17 protein-coding genes are annotated in these 24,251 nt (G+C 52.5%); 12 read left to right on the top strand and 5 right to left on the bottom strand.

From position 1 onward, the window contains the following. Positions 1–31: 31 nt before the first annotated feature. Both ACXAFI_RS16160 and ACXAFI_RS16155 read right to left on the bottom strand, forming a co-directional pair. Positions 32–1,438, bottom strand: coding sequence for a sigma-54-dependent transcriptional regulator (locus ACXAFI_RS16160; protein ID WP_475109622.1), 1,407 nt, complete (start codon positions 1,436–1,438; stop codon positions 32–34). Between the two features lie 131 nt (positions 1,439–1,569). Then, on the bottom strand, positions 1,570–3,150 hold the full coding sequence (locus tag ACXAFI_RS16155) for a two-component system sensor histidine kinase NtrB (protein WP_475109621.1): 1,581 nt from the start codon (positions 3,148–3,150) through the stop codon (positions 1,570–1,572). A gap of 89 nt (positions 3,151–3,239) precedes the next feature. On the opposite strand from ACXAFI_RS16155, the gene ACXAFI_RS16150 reads away from it, so the two are divergent. Next, the gene (locus ACXAFI_RS16150; RefSeq protein WP_475109620.1) at positions 3,240–4,868 is read left to right on the top strand and encodes an NAD+ synthase; all 1,629 of its coding nucleotides are present in this window, start codon (positions 3,240–3,242) and stop codon (positions 4,866–4,868) included. Between the two features lie 60 nt (positions 4,869–4,928). On the opposite strand, the gene ACXAFI_RS16145 is transcribed toward ACXAFI_RS16150, so the two are convergent. Beyond that, positions 4,929–5,861, bottom strand: a complete 933-nt coding sequence (locus ACXAFI_RS16145) for an outer membrane protein assembly factor BamD (protein WP_475109619.1) — start codon at positions 5,859–5,861, stop codon at positions 4,929–4,931. A 118-nt stretch (positions 5,862–5,979) separates the two neighbouring features. On the opposite strand from ACXAFI_RS16145, the gene rluD reads away from it, so the two are divergent. From rluD to ACXAFI_RS16120, 5 genes are all read left to right on the top strand, one after another. Further along, positions 5,980–6,936: a 23S rRNA pseudouridine(1911/1915/1917) synthase RluD gene (rluD, locus tag ACXAFI_RS16140; protein ID WP_475109618.1), complete on the top strand. Its 957-nt coding sequence runs from the start codon at positions 5,980–5,982 to the stop codon at positions 6,934–6,936. A gap of 57 nt (positions 6,937–6,993) precedes the next feature. After that, positions 6,994–7,767, top strand: a complete 774-nt coding sequence (pgeF, locus tag ACXAFI_RS16135) for a peptidoglycan editing factor PgeF (RefSeq protein ID WP_475109617.1) — start codon at positions 6,994–6,996, stop codon at positions 7,765–7,767. A gap of 367 nt (positions 7,768–8,134) precedes the next feature. Beyond that, positions 8,135–10,738 carry an ATP-dependent chaperone ClpB gene (gene clpB / locus ACXAFI_RS16130; RefSeq protein ID WP_475109616.1) on the top strand — a complete coding sequence of 868 codons (2,604 nt, stop codon included), beginning with the start codon at positions 8,135–8,137 and terminating at the stop codon, positions 10,736–10,738. Positions 10,739–11,019: 281 nt separating this feature from the next. Further along, positions 11,020–12,126: an efflux RND transporter periplasmic adaptor subunit gene (locus ACXAFI_RS16125; protein WP_475109615.1), complete on the top strand. Its 1,107-nt coding sequence runs from the start codon at positions 11,020–11,022 to the stop codon at positions 12,124–12,126. A gap of 18 nt (positions 12,127–12,144) precedes the next feature. Next, the gene (locus ACXAFI_RS16120; protein ID WP_475109614.1) at positions 12,145–15,216 is read left to right on the top strand and encodes an efflux RND transporter permease subunit; all 3,072 of its coding nucleotides are present in this window, start codon (positions 12,145–12,147) and stop codon (positions 15,214–15,216) included. 29 nt (positions 15,217–15,245) lie between these two features. Here the strand turns inward: ACXAFI_RS16120 and ACXAFI_RS16115 are convergent, their stop codons facing one another. After that, positions 15,246–16,310 carry an AraC family transcriptional regulator gene (locus ACXAFI_RS16115; RefSeq protein WP_475109613.1) on the bottom strand — a complete coding sequence of 355 codons (1,065 nt, stop codon included), beginning with the start codon at positions 16,308–16,310 and terminating at the stop codon, positions 15,246–15,248. 252 nt (positions 16,311–16,562) lie between these two features. On the opposite strand from ACXAFI_RS16115, the gene ACXAFI_RS16110 reads away from it, so the two are divergent. Together ACXAFI_RS16110 and ACXAFI_RS16105 are read left to right on the top strand one after the other, a co-directional pair. Further along, positions 16,563–17,780, top strand: a complete 1,218-nt coding sequence (locus tag ACXAFI_RS16110; RefSeq protein WP_475109612.1) for a hypothetical protein — start codon at positions 16,563–16,565, stop codon at positions 17,778–17,780. A 19-nt stretch (positions 17,781–17,799) separates the two neighbouring features. Next, positions 17,800–18,879 (top strand): DUF4785 family immunoglobulin-like domain-containing protein, encoded by a 1,080-nt coding sequence (locus ACXAFI_RS16105; RefSeq protein ID WP_475109611.1) that lies wholly within the window; start codon positions 17,800–17,802, stop codon positions 18,877–18,879. A gap of 12 nt (positions 18,880–18,891) precedes the next feature. On the opposite strand, the gene ACXAFI_RS16100 is transcribed toward ACXAFI_RS16105, so the two are convergent. Further along, positions 18,892–19,371: a DUF4124 domain-containing protein gene (locus ACXAFI_RS16100; protein ID WP_475109610.1), complete on the bottom strand. Its 480-nt coding sequence runs from the start codon at positions 19,369–19,371 to the stop codon at positions 18,892–18,894. Between the two features lie 459 nt (positions 19,372–19,830). Between ACXAFI_RS16100 and ACXAFI_RS16095 the strand changes: the two genes are divergently transcribed. The 4 genes from ACXAFI_RS16095 (at position 19,831) to pssA (ending at position 24,109) form a co-directional block, all read left to right on the top strand. Beyond that, on the top strand, positions 19,831–21,567 hold the full coding sequence (locus ACXAFI_RS16095; protein ID WP_475109609.1) for an acetolactate synthase 3 large subunit: 1,737 nt from the start codon (positions 19,831–19,833) through the stop codon (positions 21,565–21,567). Positions 21,568–21,578: 11 nt separating this feature from the next. After that, complete coding sequence (gene ilvN / locus ACXAFI_RS16090; protein WP_152451264.1) at positions 21,579–22,070, top strand: acetolactate synthase small subunit; 492 nt, start codon at positions 21,579–21,581, stop codon at positions 22,068–22,070. A gap of 24 nt (positions 22,071–22,094) precedes the next feature. Then, the gene (gene ilvC / locus ACXAFI_RS16085) at positions 22,095–23,120 is read left to right on the top strand and encodes a ketol-acid reductoisomerase (protein WP_475109608.1); all 1,026 of its coding nucleotides are present in this window, start codon (positions 22,095–22,097) and stop codon (positions 23,118–23,120) included. A 113-nt stretch (positions 23,121–23,233) separates the two neighbouring features. Continuing rightward, on the top strand, positions 23,234–24,109 hold the full coding sequence (gene pssA / locus ACXAFI_RS16080; RefSeq protein WP_444920997.1) for a CDP-diacylglycerol--serine O-phosphatidyltransferase: 876 nt from the start codon (positions 23,234–23,236) through the stop codon (positions 24,107–24,109). Positions 24,110–24,251 lie beyond the last annotated feature (142 nt).

Here is a 24,251-nt window from a genome sequence, read left to right as displayed (position 1 = left end):
TACTCAATATGTGGTATCCCTTTAATTATTTTTAAGTCTCCAATCCCAACTTCTTCAACCGATAACGCAGAGAGCGAAAACTGATCCCCAGCTTCTGGGCTGCAGCAGTTCGGTTCCAGCGTGTCTTAGTAAGAGCGCTCTCTATCGCTTCTTTCTCAATCTCCTGCAAAAACTCATCCAGGGATTTGTACTGGCTTGGATCAAAGCGGTTGCTATTTTCCAGTTGATTTTCAGATAAGTTTTCACTTTCTATCGCAATGGAAAACGCTTCTCGTTCCTGCGGCGTCTCATCCCTTTCCAAAAGCAGGTCTTCATAGCGAATTTCCTGTTGGTCACATAGTGTGAAGGCGCGTTCGAGGATATTTTCCAGTTGGCGAACATTGCCAGGGAAGGGATAGGCCTGTAGGGCTTGCATGGCATCGGTGGTGATGCCGGGAGGAATTTCGCCTGAGTTGCTGGCTATGCGTTGCATGATGGCATCGACCAGTAAGGGGATGTCCTCACTGCGCTCGCGCAATGGTGGTGTTGATATTTCGATGACATTGATACGGTAAAAGAGGTCGCTGCGAAAGCGTCCCTCACTGACTTCTTTAGCCAAGTCCTTGTGTGTCGCACTGAGGATACGCACATCGATAGGGGTTTCCTGGCTCGCACCGATAGGGCGGATGCGTTTTTCCTGTATCGCGCGCAAAAGCTTTACCTGCATATCCAGAGGCAGGTCGGCTACTTCGTCAAGAAATAGTGTGCCTCCCTGTGCACTTTGTAGTAAGCCAGCTTTATCTTTATGTGCGCCGGTAAAGCTGCCTTTTTTGTGCCCAAAGAACTCGCTCTCCATCAGCTCAGCGGGAATGGCGCCGCAGTTAATGGGTACAAACGGTTTGTCTGCACGGGCCCCCTGGGCGTGGATGGCACGGGCGGCCAGCTCTTTACCGGAACCTGACTCACCACTGATATAAACAGGGGCATCACTGCGAGCAACTTTGGCAATTTGCTCGCGCAGTTTTCGCATATTGGGCGCTTCCCCCAAAAGCAGCTGTTCCGAGCTCTTGCTGAGCTGTGGATCGCGTTCCCGATTTAGGCGTAGTGCCAGCTGGGCGAGGTTGCGCAGTCGTTCCAAGTCGACGGGTTTACTGACAAAATCAAAAGCACCGAGCTTCAGTGCCTTGATTGCGGTATCCATATTGCCGTGGGCGGTAATCACTGCAATGGGCAGATCTCGATGAACGCCACCCTGGATATGCTCCACCAATTGCAGGCCATCGCCGTCGGGCAGGCGCAGGTCGGTAAGGCAGAAGTCGTAGCAGTTCTCTGTGAGCAAGCGTGTTGCCTCCGCGAGGTTGGCCGCGGTGTGGCAGTTCACATTCATGCGCTGCAGAGTGAGTGTGATTAGTTTGCAGATATCCGGTTCGTCGTCGACAACCAGGGCCAGAGGTAGCATCAATTCTCTGTCTTTTCTTGTTTTGTGGAGATTGTAGGCAAAGGTGCCGATTCTGATTATGTCAGAAATTCTTTACGAATAATCCCATACATTTTGGGAAAAATTCCTGAGTAGAATCAAGTCACATCGGTTTAGTGAGCAAATTCAACCCTAAAGCAGCTCATATCATCATCACTGCGGCAGTGGTAGAGAGTTGCCTGGTTGCTTTCACACAGTTCCCGGGCGATATAAAGGCCCAGCCCGCTGCCGCGATTGCCAGTGGTGAAAAAAGGCTCGAAAACCTTGTCTCGGTGCTCCTGTGGAACTCCAGGCCCCCGATCTTTCACATCTAGCTGAGTACAGCCGCGCTCTGGATTGTAGTACACGCGGATTTCTGCTTGGCGCTCGCCGGTAGCCGCTTGTGAGTGGTGCAGGGCATTGTCGGTTAGGTTGGTGACGACCTGGGCCATTTGTGCTGCATCAAACTTGGCGCTGAGGGGCTGGGATGGCAAGTCGAGTTCGACTCGGTCGCCCTTATCAGAGCCGGCGGTGTAATCCTGCATAAGCTGTTGTAGCCAGCTACTTAGGTTGTGCTCCTGGGGATTGCCGGCTCGACGCCGGGATAGCTGCATAACATTTTCAACGATTTGGTTCACCCGTTGGCTCTGTCTGCAAATGATCTCGGTAAGATAGTGATCCTCCTCGCCCAATCGAGAGGACTCGGACAACAACTGGGCGGCATGGCTGATAGCTGACAGTGGGTTGCGAATTTCATGGGCGATAGAGCCGGTGAGGTGCCCGAGAGAGGCGAGCTTCAACTTCTGTGCGGCTTCCGCCAGCTTGCGGTTATCTTCCATAAATACCAGTGTGCTGCTGCCACTTTCATGTTCGAGCTTGGCGAAGTTGAGGTGCAGTTCACTGCCATTTTCCGCTTGTAGCAGGGGAGTATCGGGTCCTTCATTGTTGCGCCATTGGAGGATGGATTGGCGTAACGCGCTCCCCGCCTTACTTTCAGTGTGTAATTGCTCTCCTATGAGCCGCCGGGCGGCCTGGTTGACGAGCTCGGGTTGGCCGCCGGGCCCCATCACCAGAACCCCAGTACCCATACGTTCGATAATCTGCTGGGCCAGCCGTTGTAAGTGCGCGGCTTGGCGACTCTGTTGGTCCGCACGCAAATTGGCGCTGCGGATGCGTGCAGATAAATACTGGAGTGCGCTTACCGTGGCGAATAGTAGTAGTCCCAGGCTTCCCGCAGCGACGATATCCTGGCTGGTACCCCGGCCTGAGATCAAATTGTATAACTGCAGTCCGATCACTCCGAGACTAGCCAGCGCCGCAAAGAAGGCACTCATACGGCGATCCAAGAGGATGGAACCTATCGAGCAGTTAATTAGCAGTAGATAGCCGAGGCCCGAGTTGAGGCCGCCACTGGATTCTATCAATAAAAGGAAAACCAAAATGTCACAGGCCAGAATGATACCGATTTGGCCTGTGCCGACTTGATAGGCTTGCTGGCGTAAAAAAATTAGCCAACCAAAATTAAGAATGGCATACACCACAACTGTGTATAGGAAAAGTAACGGTGCATCATCGCCAAAGGCACCTGCGCCGATATCAGAATAGAAAACGCCCAGTAATACCAGGGCGATAGACAGCCGGTAGATTGCGCAGATGCGCAATAACTCATGGTGTTGAAACGAGGGAGGTGTACTGGTGTTGATGGCACTACTCAAGATGTCTTCCCGGTTTGTTGTTGTGGTGGCCGCTGCTGTTACAGCTCACAGGGGTTACAATGGCGGCCTGTCTTGTCCGAGGTTTAACCATGTCTACTTTGCAGCTAGTGCTGGCACAAATCAATTCTCTCGTAGGAGATATTCCCGGTAACACCGCCCGAGTTATCGAGGTGGCTAACAGGGCCCACCGCGAAATGGGTGCCGATCTAGTCTTGTTTCCCGAGTTGACTCTGTGTGGCTACTCTCCGGAAGATTTGCTGCTGCGACCCAGTATGCAAACTCGTATTGATGCTGCACTGGAAGCTTTGAAAGCGGTTCAGTTGCCCTGCGCGATTCTGGTTGGCTACCCCCGCCATCGCAATGGCAGGCTGTTCAATATGGCAGGCTTGATTGCCGATGGGGAGTTGGTGGCAGAGTACGCCAAGCAAAAACTGCCGAACTATCAGGTCTTCGATGAGAAACGCTATTTCACCAAGGGGGATGGGCCCTGTGTGGTGGATATCAAGGGTATCCCGATTGGCTTTAGTATTTGCGAGGATATCTGGCATCCAGAGCCTTTACAGAAGACCGTAGAGGCCGGAGCTAAGTTGATTCTGAATATCAACGCCTCCCCCTTCCATCGTGGTAAGGCTCTGCAGCGTCAGGAGTTGATAACCAGGCAAGCGCGTGCGGTTGAAACGCCGATTGTTTATGTAAATTGGTGTGGAGGCCAGGATGAATTGGTCTTCGATGGGGGCACCATGGCTGTAGATGCTCAGGGGCAGGTTTGCGCCAGGGCAGAAGAATTTGCCGAGCAATTATTACCCGTATCGGTTTCCCAGCAGAGCGGTAGAGTGACTTTATTGCCCGGCGAGGTGGCCCCGCTTATGGGAGACTTGGCTTCGGTTTACCAGGCGCTGGTATTGGGGGTGCGCGACTACGTCAATAAAAACGGCTTTAACGGTGTGGTGCTGGGGCTATCAGGCGGGATTGACTCGGCCCTGACTTTGGCAGTTGCCGTGGATGCGCTGGGCAAGGAGCGGGTCGAAGCGGTGATGATGCCGTTCCACTACACCTCGGACCTGAGTAAGACCGATGCTGCCGATCAGGCTCAGCGCCTGGGTGTCGAATACCGGGAGATTGGAATCGAGCCCATTTTCGATGCCTTTATGGGGGCTTTGGCGGAAGAGTTTGCCGGCAGTGAAAGGGATACCACCGAGGAAAACTTACAGGCCCGAACTCGTGGAGTGCTATTAATGGCTATCTCCAATAAGAAGGGGGCCATGGTGCTGACTACCGGTAATAAGAGTGAAATGGCGGTCGGTTATGCCACCCTATACGGCGATATGGTCGGTGGTTTTAACGCTTTAAAAGACGTGCCTAAGGTGCTGGTGTTTGAGCTGGCGCGCTATCGCAATACGGTCTCGGAGGTCATTCCAGAGACTGTGATTACACGACCACCAAGTGCCGAGTTGGCTCCTGACCAAGCGGATACTGATAGTCTGCCTCCCTATGAAGTGTTAGATGAGATTCTGAATCTCTACGTCGATAGGGATTACAGTGCCGAACAAATTATCAAGCAGGGCTTTGAGCGCAGCATTGTAGAGCGGGTGGTGCGCCTGGTGGCGCGCAATGAATACAAGCGTCGCCAAGCCGCCGTGGGTGTGCGGATTTCCGAGCGGGGTTTCGGGCGGGATCGTCGCTATCCGATTACCAACGGTTGGAAGGCTGGAGAATAAGCCAGCCCAGAACGTAAAAACGGCGCCATAAGGCGCCGTTTTTACGTTTAACAGGGGTGCTTACATCAGCTCCGGTGGGAGGGGAGCCTCACCGCGATTGTACTCGGGGTTGTACAACTCACGGCTGTCGAAGCCTTGTGGGTCAGACTTTTCAAACAGCCCCAGGGTTACACGGTGGACCAGGCTGCGGCCGCTGGCGCCCTTAAAGAAGGCGTAGTTGAAGGTGCCATCTTCATTAAAAGCCGGGTGCTTGGGGTAGTTGTTGCGCAGTACGCTCAGGGCGTTGGCCTCCAGCTCGGGCATCTCCATCAAGTGGTAGCCCTGAACCATTACTGCGAGCGCATCGGGTACAGCCGGGGTCTGCTGGAAGTTCTCCACAACGTAGCGGCCGCGGTTGGCGGCGGCGAGGTAGGCGCCGCGCTTGAAGTAGTAGTTGGCCACGTGAATCTCATAGCGAGCCAGCAGGTTGCGCAGGTGAATCATGCGTTTCTGTGCGTCTGCAGCGTAACGGCTCTCTGGATAGCGGGCCATTAACTGAGAGAAGTAGGCGAAGGACTCGCGCGCAGCGCCAGGGTCGCGATTGGTTAGATCGGTGGGCATAAAGCGCTCAAACAGGCCGGCGCCCTCGGTGAAGGAGGAGAGCCCTTTCATGTAATAGGCGTAATCGACGTTGCGGTGTTGCGGGTGCAGGCGGATAAAACGATCCGCGGCGGCGATGGCGGCATCGTTCTCATAGTTGCGGTAGTAGGCGTAGATCAACTCCAACTGGGCCTGTTCGGCGTAGTTGCCGAAGGGGAAGTTGTCTTCCAGGGCGCGCAGGTTCTTGATCGCCAGGTCCCACTGGCTGGTGCGCAGTTGCCGCTGGGCAGCCTCGTAGAAGGCCTGTTCAGTGCGGTTGCCGGTGGGCAGACCCTCTTCTGAATCATCGGTGTTGGCGCAGGCAACCAATATTGCGGACACCAAGGCCAGCCACAGCATTTTCCAGGCTTGCATAGCCCCTCGCTCTATCATTCTCACACTCTACCTTATTAAACTATCCGCCAAGATTAATCTGGCGCTCCAGACATTTAAACACAGTCCCGGAGCTGCCCAAAGTATTTGCAATTGTTTGATGAATGACCACCTAAAACTCGATATTGAAGTACCGGCCTCTATGGCTGGTCAAAGATTAGACCAAGCGGCAGCCGAATTAATTCCCGATTATTCCCGCTCTCGCCTGCAATCCTGGATCAAAGGCGGGCAACTCACCCTAAATGGTGCTGCTGCCAAGCCCAAGGATAAGCTATTTGGCGGTGAGCGGCTCAGCTTGCGGGCGGAGCTTGAGTCTCAGGGAAGCTGGACCGCCCAGGACTTGGACCTGAATATTGTCTACGAGGACGACAGCCTCATTGTGATTAACAAACCCGCTGGCCTGGTGGTTCACCCGGCTGCAGGTAACCCCGATGGCACCCTGTTGAATGGCCTGTTACACCACTGCCCAGATCAGGAAAAGATTCCCCGTGCGGGCATTGTGCACCGTCTGGACAAGGACACCAGCGGTTTGATGGTTGTTGCCAAGACCCTGCCGGCGCAAGTACATCTGGTAGACCAGTTAAAACAGAGAACGGTCAGTCGGCAATATGATGCCCTGGTGCAAGGCTTTATAACCGGGCCGGGACGTGTCGATGCACCTATCGGTCGCCATCGGCAAAACCGCCTGAAAATGGCTGTGTTGGACTTTGGTGGCAAAGAAGCCATCACCCACTATCAGGTGCAACAGCGCTTTCGCGCTCACACTTTACTGCGCTGTAAGTTGGAAACTGGGCGCACCCACCAGATTCGCGTTCATATGGCCCATATTCGCCATCCTTTGGTGGGTGATCCGATTTATGGGGGCAGGCCTAAATTGCCCGCAGAGGCAAGCAGAGAGCTGGTCCAGGCACTGCAGGGATTCCCACGCCAGGCCTTGCACGCTGCAGAGTTGGCCCTGATTCATCCGCTGACTGGGGAAAATATGCACTGGTGTGCTCCCATGCCAACGGATATGCTCCAGTTGCTCGATCTTCTCGGTAGGGACCAGCGCGAGTGAATGTCAGTGGCCCCAGCCACTGTCCGTTTCGCAACATCGTTATAAAGCAGAAATACCATGTCCACTGATCATTACCTGATTCCCTCTTGGCCTGCTCCAGCCAAGGTGCGCGCGGTGACCACCCAGCGCAATGGCGGCGCCAGCAGCGGGGCTTATAGTAGCTTTAATCTCGGCGCCCATGTGGGGGATGAGGAAACTGCAGTGATGGCCAATCGGCGGCAGTTGTCGGAGGAGTTGAAGCTGCCGGCGGAGCCTCAGTGGCTGGAACAGATTCACAGTGACAAGGTTACTCAGGCGCAGGCTGACGGGCTTGTACGTACCGCCGATGCCAGCTTTAACGTTGGGGGTGGGGCCGTTTGCGCAGTTCTCACCGCTGACTGTCTACCGGTACTTTTTTGCGACAAGACTGGCACCAAGGTAGCGGCGGCGCACGGGGGCTGGCGAGGCTTAGCCGAGGGCATATTGCGAAATACGGTTGCGGCACTCGAATGCGACCCACAAGAATTACTGGTCTGGCTGGGCCCCGCGATTGGCCCCGAGGCTTTTGAAACGGGAGTCGATGTTTTGGAAGCCTTTTTCGAGCATGCCCAGAGTGGCGCGCACACCGAAGCGATTGCCCAGTGTTTCCGCCCCCACAGCCAAAAGCCTTTGCACTTCCTCGCCGATATTTATGCCCTGGCGCGGGCTGAACTGGCTGAACTCGGCGTTGAGAACATCTATGGTGGCGAACACTGCACAGTAAATGAGGCCGATCGTTTTTTTTCCTATCGAAGGGAAAAAACCACCGGTCGTATGGCTTCGTTAATCTGGTTGGCTAATGATGAAAGCTGATTAAAAGAATAAGTGCGAGTGGCTTTTATTTTACTCTCTATGTCGCTCGCGCTTCTCTCTACTTATGGTCTCACTTATACGGTCTCACTTACGGTAAGGCTGTTGAAAACCGCGCCACTGTGATTGGATCATTGTTGGGGCGCCGCGCACACAAATCAAGTCGAGGTGGGAAGCTAAAACTGCATTCTGGCAAAAATTATTTTGTGTATTAACAACTTATGTCAGAAATTCCCACCAATTGATTTAAATCATTGAAAACCTTTCCCCCGCCCCTATTTTACTTCTCATCACTACACTGAAGCGTGGCGCCTCCCGGTTGCTATCGACGCAGTGCTACACAAAATCCCGAGTAGGAGAAGTTGCATTCATGCGCATAGACCGAATGACAAACCCGCTGCAGGCAGCTTTTGCTGATGCACAATCCCTGGCCGTTGGTAGGGACCACAACCAAATTTACCCAGAACATTTGCTACTTGCACTGCTCAACCAAAATAACGGCAGTGTGCCCGCATTTTTATCCCAGGCGGGGTTTAATCTAAATGGCCTGCGCAACGATTTAGCCAAAAGATTGGATCAGCTGCCAACGATCAGCTCCCCGACAGGGGATGTGGGCATGTCGCAGGAGCTTATGCGCCTGATGAATCTCACGGATAAAAAAGCGCAAAAAAATGGTGACAGTTTTATTTCCAGTGAGACAGTTTTGCTCGCGGCATTTGATTCCGCTGCTGGGGAAATTTCAAAAATTCTCAACGCCAATGGCGACTTAAAACAATTAGAGGCGGCGATACAAAAAGTGCGTGGCGATGAAAAAGTAGACGACCCTAATGCGGAAGAAGCGCGCCAGGCGTTGGATAAATACACCCTGGATCTGACCGAACGCGCGATATCCGGCAAGCTCGACCCGGTGATTGGCCGCGACGATGAAATTCGCCGCACGATTCAGGTGCTACAGCGCCGCACCAAAAACAATCCAGTTCTGATTGGTGAACCCGGTGTGGGTAAAACTGCGATTGTCGAGGGGCTTGCCCAACGGATCGTAAATGGCGAAGTGCCTGAAGGTCTCAAAGACAAGCGTCTGCTGTCTCTGGATCTGGGCGCTCTATTGGCCGGCGCCAAATTTCGCGGGGAATTTGAGGAGCGCTTAAAAGCGGTACTCAATGAACTCTCCAAGCAGGAAGGGCGGATTATTCTATTTATTGATGAATTACACACCATGGTGGGGGCTGGCAAGGCTGAAGGCGCTATGGATGCCGGCAATATGCTCAAACCGGCACTGGCGCGGGGTGAATTGCACTGTGTTGGCGCCACAACCCTGGATGAGTATCGCAAGTACATCGAAAAAGATGCCGCCCTGGAACGCCGTTTCCAAAAGGTATTGGTGGATGAGCCCACCGAGGAAGACACAATTGCCATATTGCGCGGACTGAAAGAGCGCTACGAGGTGCACCACGGCGTAGATATCACCGACTCGGCCATTATTGCCGCTACCAAACTGTCCCAGCGTTATATCACTGATCGCCAGCTGCCCGATAAAGCCATCGACCTGATCGACGAAGCGGCCAGCCGCATCCGTATGGAAATAGACTCCAAACCGGAGTCCATGGATAAACTGGAGCGCCGTTTAATCCAGCTGAAAATCGAACGCGAGGCGGTCAAGAAGGATAAAGACGATGAAGCTACGCAGAAGCGTCTAGCTAAGCTGGAGGAAAAAATTCACCAGCTGGAAAAAGAATACTCTGACCTTGAGGAGGTCTGGAAAGCCGAGAAATCCCAGCTCGCCGGTAGCCACGACTTAAAAGAGAAATTGGAGCAGGCCAAGTTGGATATGGAATCCGCGCGTCGCGCCGGGGACCTGACCCGTATGTCGGAACTGCAATACGGTGTGATTCCACAGCTGGAGCAGCAGTTAAAGTCTGCTGCTACCCATGAGGCCACAGAAGAGCCGCGCCTACTGCGCAACCGGGTAACCGATGAAGAGGTGGCCGAAGTCGTTTCCCGCTGGACTGGTATACCGGTTTCCAAAATGCTTGAGGGCGAGCGGGAAAAGCTGCTGCGTATGGAAGATGAACTGCACAAGCGTGTTATAGGGCAGGGCGAAGCAGTCGACGCCGTGGCCAATGCGGTGCGACGCTCCCGCGCGGGTCTCGCCGATCCCAATCGCCCCAATGGCTCATTTTTATTCTTGGGCCCTACAGGCGTTGGTAAAACAGAGCTCTGTAAGGCGTTGGCGCAATTTCTCTTCGATACCGAAGATGCCATGGTGCGTATTGATATGTCGGAGTTTATGGAGAAGCACTCTGTGGCGCGCCTGATCGGTGCCCCTCCCGGCTACGTGGGTTACGAGGAGGGCGGCTATTTGACCGAGGCGGTGCGGCGCAAGCCTTATTCGGTGGTACTGCTCGATGAGGTGGAAAAGGCGCACCCGGATGTGTTCAATATTCTTCTGCAGGTGCTGGATGATGGACGCCTGACCGATGGTCAGGGGCGTACTGTGGATTTCCGTAATACCGTTGTGGTAATGACTTCGAACCTGGGATCCGATCTGATTCAGAAATTCGCTAGTGCCCAAAATGGCGACGATCTGGATGCAGAAATCCGCTACCGTCAGATGAAAAATGCGGTGATGGAGGTGGTGGGTAATCATTTCCGCCCGGAGTTTATTAACCGCATCGATGAGGTGGTGGTGTTCCATCCACTGGATAAGGCGGAAGTGCGTTCCATTGCTGAAATTCAATTGCGCCAGTTGTGTCACCGCCTGAGTGAACGCGACCTGAAACTGGAGGTCTCCGAGGGCTTGCTGAACAAGCTCGCGGAGGTGGGATTTGATCCGGTCTATGGCGCTCGACCTCTGAAACGGGCGATTCAGATTTGGCTGGAAAATCCACTGGCGCAGGATGTGCTTGCCGGTAAGTTTACGCCCGGAACTACTATCCATGCGGATGTAGAGGGTGATCGGGCGATATTTCGCTAAGCGATTATCTTGACGTTTACTCCGCCAATGAAACAGATAAGTATTTATCTGTTTCATTGGCCTGTGAGCTAGGCTCTACTGCTGTTTTAGCCTGCATTCCTCTTTCTCCCCTGTCACCTAAGTTTGTTTTCTTCTGTAACCCCATCAGTGTCTGCCGGTATACACGGGATTTTCTTTATAAACTGAAATGAGTGGCCTGCTGAGATGGGGCTTGTCTTATTTTCCAGCTTATTCATTGCGGAATTGTTGTAAACGATCGGGGGTAAATTATCAGTAAGCGCATGATGCTAATGCTGCTTGGTTGCCTGGTACTGTTTGGCGGCATTTTTGCGTATAAATTTATTGTCCATCGTATGGTGAACCAATATCTGGACACTATGACGTTACCGGCGCCTACGGTGACCTCGGCAAAGGCCCAGGTACAAAATTGGCGGGAGGATTTAAGTGGAGTGGGGACAGTCCGTGCAGTTAATGGTGTTGAAGTCACCACTGAAGCCCAAGGTGTTGTGAGTGCCATCCACTTTAAGTCCGGTCAGTATGTGCATAAAAATGATCTCCTACTGGAAATCTTCGCTGAGCCGGAAAAGGCGCAGCTACAGGTTCTGGATGCCGAGCTGCGTTTGGCAAGGCGCAATTATGCACGTATTAAAACCCTCACCGAGCGCGGGGTGACCACCGAAGCGGACCTAGATACTGCGCGCAGTACCTTAGATCAGGTAGTGGCCAATATAGAAGTACAGCGCGCCAGGGTCGATCAGCGGCGAGTCCTGGCGCCATTTAATGGTGTTTTGGGTATTAGGCGCATAGACCTGGGCCAGAATGTCAGCCCCGGAGATGCGGTGGTAACGCTGCAGCAGCTGGATCCGATCTTTGTCGATTTTTCCCTTCCGGAGCAGAAATACGCCTTAGTTAAAGAGGGCATGCCAATTAGCTTGACTACCGATGCCTTTCCAAAGAATACCTACAGCGGAGAGATTACTGCCGTAGATCCCAGAGTGGATATGGCCAGTCGCAACTTCCTGATACAGGCAACACTGGAAAACCCCAAGAAACACCTGCGCCCCGGTATGTTTGCCCAGGTTTCCGTGCAAATAGAAGCTCACCGGCGTGTACTTGTCGTACCTCGCACGGCCTTGTTATTTGCTCCTTACGGCGTCTCGGTTTTTGTACTGGAAAAGGACGCTACTAATAGCAGTGTCATCGCAAATAAGCGTTTTGTTAAAACCGGAGAGGAGCGTGGTGATCTGGTGGAAATTGTACAAGGGTTATTGCAGGGTGATGAGGTGGCCAGTAGTGGATTGCTCAAATTGCGTAATGGTGAGCGAGCAGTGATTAATAATGAAAACAAGCCACCGGAGAATCCAACTCCCACGCCTGGGAATAGTTAATGTCTGCAGGGAGTTGCGGTGAACTTCACAGAGATATTTATTCGCAAACCGGTATTAGCTTCAGTAGTCAGCCTTTTTATTTTTCTGCTGGGCTTGCGCTCAATTACTGAATTAAATATTCGCCAGTACCCGGAACTGGAAAATGCGGTTATCACAGTTTCCACCGTTTATGTGGGCGCCGATTCCGATCTGGTTCAGGGCTTTATTACCACACCGCTGGAGCAGGAGATTGCTACGGCAGATGGCATTGATTATATGGTGTCGACTAGTGTTCAGGGACTGTCCACCATTAATGCCTATGTGCGATTCGACTATGACCCGAACGAGGTGCTCACCCAGGTAGTCGCCAAGGTTAATAAACTGCGCAGTGATCTGCCCGAGGAATCTGAAGATTCCAGTGTAGAGATGCAGCAAGGGGAGACCACTGCCGCCATGTATTTATCGTTTTCTTCGGAAATTCTCGCCAACAATCAGATCACCGATTATCTGGTCCGAGTCGTACAGCCCAAGCTGGCTACTGTTGCCGGTGTGCAACGTGCACGCTTGCTTGGCGATAGCACTTTTGCCATGCGCGCCTGGCTAAAACCCAAAGAAATGGCAGCGCTAGAGGTGACTCCCGATGATGTGTCCAATGCCCTGCGTAACAACAATGTCCTATCTGCGGTAGGTGCGACCAAGGGTTCGAGAGTGGCGATGGAAATTCGAGCGGATACAGATATTTCCCGCCAGGTAGATTTTCAAAATTTGGTGGTCCGCGCCAGTGGTGACCAGTTGGTGAGGCTCGGTGATATTGCCGATATTGAGTTAGGTGCCGAGACTTACGATAGCTCGGTGACATTCAATGGGCAGTCCGCCACGTTTATCGCTATCGAAGTGGCCCCGAATGCGAACTCCCTGGATGTTATCAAGCAGGTGCGGCAAAAACTGGAGGGTGAAATTTTCCCACAGTTACCTGATGGAATGCTGGGAGAAATTCCCTATGACAGCACTGAATATATTCAAGATTCTATTTCTGAAGTTGTGAGTACCATTGTTGAAGCGGTGATCATCGTTATCGTGGTGATCTACCTGTTTTTGGGTTCTCTGCGTAGTGTTTTAATTCCAGCTATTGCTCTTCCTCTCTCCTTGGTCGGCGCAATGTTTCTAATGCTATTGATGGGATTTTCTATCAATTTATTGACGCTGCTGAGTATGGTGCTGGCCATTGGCATAGTGGTGGATGATGCGATTATTGTTTTGGAAAATGTGCATCGCCATATTGAAGAAGGACTCTCGCCACGAGAGGCGGCCATTGTTGGTGCGCGCGAACTGGCATGGCCAGTAGTAGCCATGACCACTACTTTGATCGCCGTCTACATTCCTATTGGTTTTCTCGGCGGCCTTACCGGAACCCTGTTTATTGAATTTGCGTTTTCCCTCGCGGGTGCCGTGCTGCTGTCCGGCGTTGTAGCCTTGACACTCTCGCCGATGATGGCTTCAAGAATTCTGAAACCACGGGAGGGTGGTGGCACGCGCTTGGAGGCTTGGCTCGAACGGCGCTTTGCCCATTTGCAAAAAGGGTTTGAGAAACGTTTGCACAGCGCGCTAGAAGAGCGCGGGGTTATTTTGCTGTTCGGACTGATTGTTCTGGTAAGTTGCTATTTCCTGTTTATTACCTCCCCTCAAGAGTTGGAACCCACTGAGGACCGGGGCTTGATTCTCACTATCTCCACTGCAGATGCCTATGCCACTCTGGATTATGTCGAGCAATACAGTGGGCAGTTAGTGGATATTGCCGATCTCTACACTGAGGTAGAAAATATTTTCTTGCTCAACGGTGCAGGTACTTTTAGCAGTGGCGTCAACAATGCCACCGCGGGTTTTGTGTTAGGACCTTGGGAAAAACGCCAGCGCGATACCGAAGAAATGCAGGAGCTGATCAGTGAAGATGTCCGCAAGATTGCCGGACTAAAAGTGGCAGTGGTGGTGCCGCCAAGCCTGCCCACCGCGGGTGGTCAGTTACCAGTGGAGTTTGTGATCGGGGCGACAGAGCCTATGGAAAATCTCGCCGATGTTGCCAGTGAGATTATGGCGAAGGCATTGCAGAGTAGAAAATTTATTTTTTTGGATTCCGATCTGAAAATTGATAAACCCAAGATCGTTATAGAAATAGATCGGGAAAAGGCTGCCACCATGGGAGTGGACATGGTGGATCTCAGCCGAGATCTGGGAGCCATGCTCTCTGGTGCCTACGTTAACCGTTTTTCCCTCGATAATCGTAGTTACAAGGTGATTCCACAGGTTGAGCGGGTGGATCGCCTCACCGCCGATCAATTGAAGCAATATTATATCCGTGCGATCAATGGCGATCTTGTACCGGTCAATACTTTGATCACTCTGCGTCAAACCGTGGAGCCACAACAATTAAAGCGCTTCCAGCAACTCAATGCGGTGACAATTTCCGGAGTACCACGCCCCGGTGTGACTCTGGGAGAGGCACTTGGGGTATTGGAAAGCGCAGCTAACGAAATACTACCTGCGGAATACTCGGTGGATTATTCCGGTCAGTCCCGCCAGTTCAAAACGGAAGGCTCGGAATTAGTAGTAACTTTTTTCTTCGCACTGATAGTGATTTACCTGGTGCTGGCAGCCCAGTTTGAATCCTGGCGCGACCCACTCATTATGCTGGTGACTGTGCCAATGAGCGTATGTGGCGCCATGATTTTTGTTAGCCTTGGTCTAACCACGCTCAATATTTATACGCAGGTAGGACTAGTGACTCTGATCGGCGTTATTTCCAAACATGGAATATTGATAGTGGAATTCGCGAATAAATTACAAATGGGGGGGCTGGATAAGCGCACCGCTATAGAGGAGGCCACCTCTATCCGGCTGCGCCCCGTATTGATGACAACAGCTTCTCTGGTGTTGGCAATGGTGCCCCTACTGATTGCTTCCGGGCCAGGCGGAGGGGCTCGTTTTGCCATGGGGCTGGTCGTTGCTTCAGGAATGACCATTGGTACGTTGTTTACTCTTTTTGTTGTACCCGCCATGTATCTGTATTTAGGGCGAGACTACAAAAAGGTACAGGCTCAAGCTCACGGAAGTTAAAGGCACCGCGAGCGATGCTTATAAAACGTCTAAGCGTCGAGAAAATCTCTTGAAGCATTGCTGCGGCGGTACTCGCTGGGGGTTACACCCTCGTGCTTTTTAAAGAAACGGGTGAACACCGCACGCTCTGCAAAATGCAGTTTTATAGCGATACTTTCGACGGATTCGCTGGATGACAACAGTAGTCGCTTAGTCAGTGCTAGGGTGACACTTTCTTTTAACTCCTGAAAAGTAACCCCCTGTTCTTTCAGTCTCCTTTGCAGGGTCCGTCCACTGGTGCGGAAGTGGGCGGCAGCCTGTTTGATAGTGACTTCCTCGCGAACGATATGCTTTTCTAGCCAGGAGCGTAGGCTTGCCGCCAGGTTGTAGCTCGATAGGGTATTGTGCAGAACGGTTTTTAAAACATTGCGGCCCTGGCTGCGCAGCAATTTATGATAACTGGGAATTGGGAAGTCCAGGGTTTCTGCACTGAGAATAATGGCGTTGCTTTTACAGTCGAACTCTACCGGGCTCTGGAATATTCGAGCGTAGATAGAATCATCCTCGGGCTTTGGGCTGCGCAACTTAACACCGCATACCTTGGTAAATTGAGGGTTCAGGGTACGTAGTAACTCCGTGATACGGGCCATCAACATCTCGGCGAAGAAATAGTTTACTGACTCGTCAAATAATTCCATGCGCCAGTGCAAAGTGAGAATTTCGAATTCATTTTCTTGCTTGGTTTCGAAACGCAGTAGCGGTGCCAGGGTTTGTGATAAAACAATTTCCGCAGGCCGCAAGATTTCTCGTGGACGCCGAAGAGAGGGCTGCGCCTCGATAATCGTTTCCTCCAGCCACAAAATAATGGGAAAGCGACTGAAGCTTAGCCCCGGCGAAGAAACCGGGGAGAGTGCCACCAGGTTTTCGATCAGCGCATTGAACTCGCTATAACTGAGCCGTTCACTTTCGCGGGGATTCCAGCTAAAAGTGAATGGCAGTCGCTCGATCAATGTGCCAATAGGAATACCTAGCCGCGCAGCGGCAGTAACAAAATAAGGTGCGAAAATTTTAGGCACGCCGGCATGGCCGGACATATTTTTATTCTGGTCTCTCATGACTCTTTGCCGTCCGGGTGGCGTTAACTGGATCATAGCAAAGGCACATCAAACAACGAAAACAAAAATGTGAATTATGACGAGCTGGTCGCCTCACGTGGCGTACTGGATCATCCTCTGGCGCCAAAAATCCTATTGCGATACCAGCATCACCGGATAACTTGCAGTTGTCTGCAGAGTGTTGCGAAACGGATACCTCGAGACTCTGCGGTCAGTAAATTTCCACTTATAAAACTATAAAGGGCGATAACCATGACACTGTCTAAACGACTGGGCGCAGGCCTGTCTGTTTTTTTTGCTGCGATGGTGGGTGCTTCTTCAGCGGTAGCTGAGAACTGCTATATCCTGGTCCATGGACATGGAGTCGAGGGGCACACAACCAGCACTGATAATACTGGGAGTTTAGTGCAGCCGGCACTGGACTACTGGAGTGAAACCTATTTCGATGAATATAAAAACAGTAGTTTCATCGATCAGCTACTCGTCAATGGCGGAAATTACGGAGTGGTGGGGTATAACTCTACCGATGAAGGCGAACTTCCCTATTGGCACGATCAAACATCCGGAGAAATTGCCCGGCAAATTATTCAGATCCGCAGTGGAGCGGGAGATAGATTCGAGCACGAAAACCAGTGTTCCGCCGATGATACTTTCTGGATTATTTCCCACAGCCAAGGGGCTGCCCAGATGATGTATATCGCTGGTAATTCGGTTGAGGGATCACCTTACTACAACCGTGCTTACGAGCAGTACGATACCGATACAGAAATGCAGGAAGTCGAGAAGTGCTCGACAACCTGGTATGGCAGCAAGAGCTGTAAAACCGTGACCAAGGAAGTGCAGGTTGCCAGCCTGAGTGACACCAACGCGGTAACCGTGGACTTTGAGAGCGCGATTAGTGGAGTGGCTGCGATTTTCACCACCGGTGGCGCAATCACCGGCACCGAAGGCGTGGACCGGATATGCAATGGCACTTGGTATGACGAGGTGATCAACGACCTCTTCTTCGGCAGGGAATGCTCTGCGGTACGCTATATGCAGACCAACGATATTTACACGGTGCGCAATTATGTGGGTACTAACCTGGGCGCCCCTGTCTATACCATCGGTGGCTACGCAGGTTTTCCCGGCGTGGAAAGTGTTTCCTCAGCACTGCTGAATGGCGAAGATGATGGCTATATCAACCTCGCTTCTCAGATGAATTGTTCCGGTTCCGGCAAGCGTAACCTCTGGTCAAACCTGAAACAATACGACACCTTTATGGGGATTGCCTACGGCAGTGCCACCTTCTCCTGTAATAACGACAACAAGGGTACGGCCCGTTCCTATAACTTGGCCAGTATTTATACCGATCACGATGCCCAGCGCAATGGCGGTATTCTGTCTCCAGATTACGACGGTATCCCCGACGGTCTGGATTGCGGGGTTGGTAAAAACAGCGCAGGCCGCATCGCTGCCTGTACTCAGTAATTTTTGCGGGAGATAGTCCATGTCCGCCAGCAACAACCGCCTCAAGGGGCGCCTAGCGATCCTGGGATCTATTGTCTTGATCGTCGCAGCAGTGGCTTATTGGTTCACTGGAGAGGCTGGGGAAGTCTCCACTGCGGTTGTTGCCAAGGCCGAGGCGGGTGGGGTAGATACCCACCGGCCAAAGCTGGCGGAGTTACGACGGATCGAGTTCGTTGAGGAGGATCCAGTAGAGGATAAATCCGTGCAGGTGTGGCAGGAGATCCAGGCGCGGCCAGTGAAGACCGAACTGCACCAATCCTTGCTTTCCGATCTGGCCAAATTCCATCGCTACCCACCGGAAAACCGCGCAATCAAGAGCGCCTCGCAAGATCCAATTTCCCAGACCCACGCCCCCGATCAACGCACAACCTATAGTGATAATGGAGATACCCTGACCCTATGGACCGATCAGAAATTTTATCTGTACGGGGATACCGTGCGGGTCTATGCCTATCAGACCGATAGTGATGGAGCCAAGGTGCCGGCGGACCTGACTGCCCTGATGGTATTGGACGATCAACATGTATTGGGTGCCCTGACCTTCGCGGATAGCAATGGGGACCTGGTCTATGAAGCGGAAATGGAGGCAGGTGTTTACCAGGGCCAGTCGCTGCCAACGGGTATCTATAAAATCATCGTGGATACGGATATCGACGGGCTACGCGATGCCGCCGCTTTTACACTGTCTGAGGATACCGGCAGCTACACCGGTAATTTGCGGGATTCGCTCACCAGTGAGGGCAACCTATTGGTGGAAGCTGAAGTGGAGGTACTGCAGCAAGGCCGCTTTTATTTCCGTGGCTCCCTCTACAACGATGAGCAGACCCCTATTGGCAGTACCCAGTATGCGGTTGAGCTTCCGCCTGGACGCCACTGGATACCCTTCGAATTCTATGGGCTGATGATCCGCGACGCCGATCAGGACGGCCCCTATCTGGTCAAGCAGCTGAGTATTGCCCGGGTGACCGTGCCGAGGGCTGACAGGCTGTTTGAACCCGGTTATTACACCGAGCGCTACAGCCTGGAGCAGTTTAACGATATGCCCTACAAGGAGTTGTAGCCGCCGAGAGCGTTAGCAGTTATCGCGAATGATCTGTTTTTCTTTAGAGATACGCTCCTGACGTTCGTCCTCACCCAGCATGCGTTGATTGCCCTGCTCGTCGATTTCGCGTACGCGCGCATGAGTCGTCAGGGCTTTCAGATTCTTCTGCGAGGATTCACAGCGTTGCGCGCGGGCTTCTGCCTGGGCGCGGGCGACTTGCTCATCCATCTTTGAGGAGTCCTGGGGCTCTTGTTTTGCAGTACTTTTTTTCTCAGGAGTGGGCTTGGCAGCCTCCTGTTTGGCTTTTTCTGCGGCCAGTGCGGCCTGTTGTTCCGCTTCCCACTTTTTATAGCGTTCCGACTTGGGCTTTTTAATCACCTCGACTTCGGAGCTGTTAGGTGGCTGCTCACCAAAATGCACCACACCGTCCTCATCTACCCACTTGTAGATGCCGTTGGCTTGAGCGGCCAGTGCCAGGCCGGAGAATAGCATTGCGAGTGCGATGCGCATCGGATTACCCCTCATCGTTTTATCTTTCCTTAACTGGCATATTGTACCGGTATCGGTGGACTTTCCTGTAACTCTCTTAACACTTTCATTCATGTCTATTGACAGTCAAGGTTGGATTGGCAAAATCGACTGTTTCCTCGGCGAGTAGTCGTCTCCGCACACCCGCGGCCAGGACACTAGCTCAGGTGGACCACCCTTCCGCCGCAATTCCGTCGAGAGGCTCTCCCTACCCCTGGAGGCCTGCTAGCCTGCAATTCTGACACTGACGTGTCGGTCTCAGGCTGGGTGTTTTACTGCGCGCGATGATTCCATCCTAAAAATCGGCATGTAAACACGCAACAGGCTGATATCTGTCACCATTTTCCTTTACAATTGCCGTTCAACATTCTTGTTGTTCGTTCGGTTAGCGGTTCTTTGGTGATGGCTATCCTACCAACTAGGTAAATTGAGGAGACTCAAGTGGAATTACTTTCCGGCGGCGATATGTTGGTTCGCGCGCTGCAGGATGAAGGGGTAGATTTGATTTTCGGCTACCCGGGCGGTTCGGCACTGCATATCTATGACGCCATCTTCAGACAGAAGTCCATCAAGCATATCCTGGTGCGTCACGAGCAGGGCGCTACCCACGCTGCAGACGGCTATGCACGCTCTACAGGCAAAGCGGGCGTGGTATTGGTGACCTCTGGTCCAGGGGCCACCAATGCGATAACTGGGATTGCCACTGCCTATATGGACTCAATCCCCATGGTGGTGATTTCGGGCCAGGTACCCAGCGACAAGATTGGTGAGGATGCCTTTCAGGAAACCGATATGGTTGGCTGTTCACGCCCAATCGTAAAGCACAGTTTTCTGGTAAAGAATGCCGAGGATATTCCCGAGATTGTCAAAAAAGCCTTCTATATAGCTACTACTGGCCGCCCCGGCCCGGTGGTTATCGATGTGCCCAAGGATGTGACGAATCCCGCCGAGCGCTTTCCATACCGCTACCCGGAGAAGCTGCGCATGCGCTCATACACTCCGGCGGGCAAGGGGCACAGCGGACAAATACGCAAGGCGGTGGCGCTGTTGCTGTCAGCCCGGCGACCGGTGATTTACACCGGCGGTGGTGTAATACAGGGGGAGGGCTCCGAACTGCTCACCGAGCTGGCTCGCCATCTGAATTATCCCGTGACCAATACACTGATGGGGCTCGGCGCCTTCCCCGGTAGCGATAAACGTTTCTTGGGTATGCTCGGTATGCACGGTACTTTTGAGGCCAATACCGCGATGCATCACGCGGATGTCATTCTGGCGGTAGGGGCGCGCTTTGATGACCGTGTCACCAATACGCCCGGTAAATTCTGCCCTGGGGCCAAGATCATCCATATTGATGTGGACCCGGCCTCTATTTCCAAAACGATCGTCGCCGATATTCCTATCGTGGGTACTGTCCAGTCGGTACTGGCGGATATGTTGGAAGCGTTCAAATCCAGTGAGGAACAACCGGACCAGTCGGCCATCGTTGACTGGTGGCGGCAGATTGACGACTGGCGTGAGCGCCATGGTCTCTATACGGCTCCGCGCTATAAGACTGACGGTGCCTTGATCATGCCGCAGGAGGTGATTCGCGCGGTTTACGATATAACCGAGGGTGATGCTTTCGTTACTTCTGATGTTGGACAGCACCAGATGTTTGCAGCCCAGTACTATCACTTCGACAAGCCGCGCCGCTGGATCAATTCCGGTGGCCTCGGCACTATGGGCTTTGGTCTGCCCTCTGCCCTGGGGGTGAAAATTGCCCACCCCGATAAAGAGGTCGTTTGTGTGACCGGTGAGGGCAGTATCCAGATGTGCATTCAGGAATTGTCCACCGCCACTCAATACCATTTGCCAGTCAAGATTTTGTGCCTCAATAACCAGGCCCTCGGCATGGTGAAGCAGTGGCAGGAAATGCAGTACGAGGGGCGCCTTTCCAATAGTGTCTACGAAGAATCCCTGCCGGATTTCGTTAAGCTCGCCGAGGCCTATGGCCATTTGGGCGTGAAGATTGAGCGGCGAGAGGATTTGCATACAAAACTGCAGGAAGCCTTTGCGCATAAAGATCGCACGGTATTTATCGACGTTTATGTTGACCCCTCTGAGCATGTTTACCCGATGCAGGTCATGCCGAGCGGCTCCATGCGCGATATGTGGCTGAGCAAAACCGAACGGACATAGGGGTTAAGGCGATGCGTAGAATTATTTCGGTTTTGATGGAGAACGAACCGGGAGCCTTATCCCGGGTTGTGGGACTGTTTTCCCAGCGCGGCTATAACATTGAAAGTTTGACTGTGGCACCTACCGAGGATGCCACCCTGTCGCGCCTCACCCTGGTGACTATCGGTGATGACCACAAGATTGAGCAGATCACAAAAAATCTAAATAAATTAATCGACGTGGTGAAGTTGGTCGATCTCACCGAAGGCTCCCATATTGAGCGGGAATTACTGTTGGTAAAAGTTCGCGCAAATGGAGCCCAGCGCGATGAGGTTAAGCGCAGTGTAGATATTTTTCGTGGGCAGATTGTGGATGTCACCAGCAGCATGTACACGGTGCAGGTAGCTGGCACTGGTCAAAAGCTCGATGCATTTTTACAGGCATTGGGTGAGCACACCATTATGGAAGTCGTACGCTCCGGGGTTTCGGGAATCGCCCGCGGTGAAAAAGTATTAAGTGTTTAGATAGCAGGAAACAGGAATTTAATCATGCAAGTTTATTACGATAAAGATTGTGAGCTCTCCTTAATTCGCGGAAAAAATGTTGCCATTATCGGTTATGGCTCTCAGGGGCACGCCCATGCCAATAACCTCAAAGACTCTGGTGTGGAGAATATTGTTGTTGGGCTGCGCAAGGGCTCCAGTTCCTGGAGTAAAGCCGAAAACGCCGGCTTGCGCGTGGCCGAGGTGGAGAGCGCTGTTAAAGATGCAGATGTGGTAATGATCCTAGCGCCGGATGAGTACCAGGCCAATATTTATAAGGAGCAGGTGGCCCCTAATTTAAAATCTGGTGCGGCGCTCGCCTTTGCCCATGGTTTTAACGTGCATTTTGAACTGATTGAGCCGCCAGCCGATGTGGACGTCATAATGATTGCACCAAAAGGCCCCGGCCACACTGTGCGCTCGACCTATCTTGAAGGTGGCGGTGTGCCAACTCTGATTGCAATTTATCAGGATGCCTCAGGTAAAGCTAAAGAGTTGGCCCTCTCCTACGCCTCTGCGAATGGTGGCGGCCGCTCTGGGATTATCGAAACCAATTTCCGAGAAGAAACCGAAACAGATCTTTTTGGAGAGCAGGCGGTCTTGTGTGGCGGCGTTTCTGCACTGGTAACTGCGGGCTTTGAAACCCTGGTTGAAGCGGGCTACGCGCCGGAAATGGCTTATTTCGAGTGTTTGCATGAACTGAAGCTTATTGTCGACCTGATGTACCAGGGCGGCATTGCCGACATGCGCTACTCTATTTCCAATACCGCTGAGTACGGCGATTATGTTACTGGGCCACGGGTTGTTACCGATGAAACCAAGGTTGAAATGAAGCGAGTGTTGAAGGATATTCAGACCGGGAAATTCGCCAAGGACTTTATGTTGGAATCTCTCGCTGGACAGCCGCGCCTGAAGGCGGAGCGTCGTATTGGTGCAGAGCATCAAATTGAACAGGTAGGTGCCAAGCTGCGTGCCATGATGCCCTGGATCAAGGCCAATAAAATTATTGACCGGACCGAAGGCAACAGCTGATCCTTCCCAAACTAATAAAACGGCGGGGTTTTCCCGCCGTTTTTTTTTGCTCTGTGCGCGCACAGGGCAATGGCGTACACTCGCTGACTGCAAAATGCATTAACGGAGAGTCTATGAGCGTTCATGGCGATGATAAGCAGTCCGAAGATCCAGCCAGCGGGTTGAATGAGGAAATTCGTCTGCCTGTCGACGAGCACATTGAGGAAGAGGTTGCGGAAAATGGTAAGAAGGTCCGCGCACGCGGGGTCTATCTCCTGCCCAACTTGATTACGACCGGAGCCCTCTTTAGCGGTTTTTATGCAATCGTTGCCGGTATGAGCGGCAATTTTGAGGCTGCCGCGATCGCAATTTTCGTGGCTATGGTCCTAGATGGTCTTGATGGGCGGGTAGCGCGTTTGACCGATACCCAAAGTGCCTTTGGAGTGCAATATGACTCCCTCTCGGACATGGTTTCCTTCGGCCTGGCCCCCGCACTGGTAGCGTTTAGTTGGGGGCTGGGAACTTTAGGCAAATTTGGCTGGGCAATAGCATTTTTATATGCCGCCTGCGCCGCTCTGCGTTTGGCTCGCTTTAATACCCAGGTGGATACTGTCGACAAAGGGGTATTTATCGGTCTTGCCAGTCCTACTGCAGCGGCCATTGTCGCCAGCATGGTTTGGGCGGGGCACGATGTGGAAGTTGGGACTGGCCTTGCAATGATTGCCGCGCTGGTAACGACTGCTGCTGGACTTCTGATGGTTTCCAATTTCCGTTACACAAGTTTTAAGGGGCTGGATTTCAAAGGCAGAGTGCCTTTTGTAATGATGCTTGCGGTGATCCTTGTGTTTAGTCTGGTGACCATAGACCCAGCAGGGGTACTGCTGACATTGGCTGTGCTTTACACGCTTTCTGGGCCCGCAATGTGGCTGTGGGGAAGGGTCCACCCTAAACCTGACAATCGAAACGACAAAACCAGTGATGAAAAGGCGAAGGATAGGGAGCTGCACTAATCTCTAAGGATTCCCTTTGGTATTTGTGTTTCTCGACACTATGTTAGTTATGCGGGAGTGCGAACTAACATGGACAAGTGATCGTCGGGAGGTCGGATGCGGCCTCAATATTCCCCTCAAAATAAGAGGGCTGTGCGATAGC

The sequence above is a fragment of the Microbulbifer sp. ABH2_005 genome (assembly GCF_056160005.1).
The sequence above is the reverse complement of the archived record's forward strand: the minus strand, read 5'-3'. Positions and strand labels throughout refer to the sequence as shown.

Excerpts from the sequence above, each read along its gene's own strand:
- ACXAFI_RS16160 (WP_475109622.1), bottom strand. The coding sequence starts at position 1,438 with ATGCTACCTCTGGCCCTGGTTGTCGACGACGAACCGGATATCTGCAAA.
- ACXAFI_RS16150 (WP_475109620.1), top strand. The coding sequence starts at position 3,240 with ATGTCTACTTTGCAGCTAGTGCTGGCACAAATCAATTCTCTCGTAGGA.
- ACXAFI_RS16145 (WP_475109619.1), bottom strand. The coding sequence starts at position 5,861 with ATGCAAGCCTGGAAAATGCTGTGGCTGGCCTTGGTGTCCGCAATATTG.
- rluD (WP_475109618.1), top strand. The coding sequence starts at position 5,980 with ATGAATGACCACCTAAAACTCGATATTGAAGTACCGGCCTCTATGGCT.
- pgeF (WP_475109617.1), top strand. The coding sequence starts at position 6,994 with ATGTCCACTGATCATTACCTGATTCCCTCTTGGCCTGCTCCAGCCAAG.
- clpB (WP_475109616.1), top strand. The coding sequence starts at position 8,135 with ATGCGCATAGACCGAATGACAAACCCGCTGCAGGCAGCTTTTGCTGAT.
- ACXAFI_RS16125 (WP_475109615.1), top strand. The coding sequence starts at position 11,020 with ATGATGCTAATGCTGCTTGGTTGCCTGGTACTGTTTGGCGGCATTTTT.
- ACXAFI_RS16115 (WP_475109613.1), bottom strand. The coding sequence starts at position 16,310 with ATGAGAGACCAGAATAAAAATATGTCCGGCCATGCCGGCGTGCCTAAA.
- ACXAFI_RS16110 (WP_475109612.1), top strand. The coding sequence starts at position 16,563 with ATGACACTGTCTAAACGACTGGGCGCAGGCCTGTCTGTTTTTTTTGCT.
- ACXAFI_RS16105 (WP_475109611.1), top strand. The coding sequence starts at position 17,800 with ATGTCCGCCAGCAACAACCGCCTCAAGGGGCGCCTAGCGATCCTGGGA.
- ACXAFI_RS16100 (WP_475109610.1), bottom strand. The coding sequence starts at position 19,371 with ATGCGCATCGCACTCGCAATGCTATTCTCCGGCCTGGCACTGGCCGCT.
- ilvN (WP_152451264.1), top strand. The coding sequence starts at position 21,579 with ATGCGTAGAATTATTTCGGTTTTGATGGAGAACGAACCGGGAGCCTTA.
- ilvC (WP_475109608.1), top strand. The coding sequence starts at position 22,095 with ATGCAAGTTTATTACGATAAAGATTGTGAGCTCTCCTTAATTCGCGGA.
- pssA (WP_444920997.1), top strand. The coding sequence starts at position 23,234 with ATGAGCGTTCATGGCGATGATAAGCAGTCCGAAGATCCAGCCAGCGGG.